Source organism: Colwellia sp. Bg11-12, from assembly GCF_014076955.1.
Lineage (GTDB): Bacteria > Pseudomonadota > Gammaproteobacteria > Enterobacterales > Alteromonadaceae > Colwellia_A.
In genome coordinates this window covers 1-534 of the sequence record NZ_JACGUZ010000055.1, presented here as the reverse complement: position 1 = coordinate 534, position 534 = coordinate 1, and the positions used below count along the sequence as shown (strand labels likewise).

Sequence of the window (534 nt, the reverse complement as noted above, 5' to 3'; positions counted from 1 at the left end):
ATTTGCCTCTTAATGGGGCGTTATATTTTTATCGGAAAGTTGATGCCTATATCACTTAAATTCACTTTAACTTGGTTACTAAGTTTTTTTCTTGCTTCTGTAAGTGTTGCTACCCTGAGAACTAACTTGTTAGATGTAGGTTGTGATCCAAAGTTTAAATGCCTTTGCTCGTTAAGCTGTTTAATTACCCCAATAATAATTTGTACATTAATTTGGGGTATATCATTTTTATTAGTTTATTGGTTATTTGCTAAAGGTAAATTTAAGCAAATCAATAAGCATCAAATACTAACATTATCTGTAATTGGTGCTTTATTTGGTTTGTTAGTTTTTGGCTATCCGTTGGCTACAATAATTATTATTTATGGCGGCTATTACATTGTTTGGTTACCGTTAAGTATAATTCTCAGTGTTATGGCAATCCAGTTGTCAAAAAAATATAACAAGTCGTTAAAGCAGGACAAATAACAGTTGGCTTTTGCTCCTGCGTCGCTTATTTTAGCCAACTATCAATTGCCGCTTAACGTGGCGTTA

At 32.8% G+C, this 534-nt stretch carries 1 protein-coding gene; it reads left to right on the top strand.

The features are described 5' to 3' along the window. A partial coding sequence (locus tag H4J39_RS04365; protein ID WP_220462123.1) for a hypothetical protein occupies nt 1-468 on the top strand: 468 nt, incomplete at its 5' end. Nucleotides 469-534: the final 66 nt, after the last annotated feature.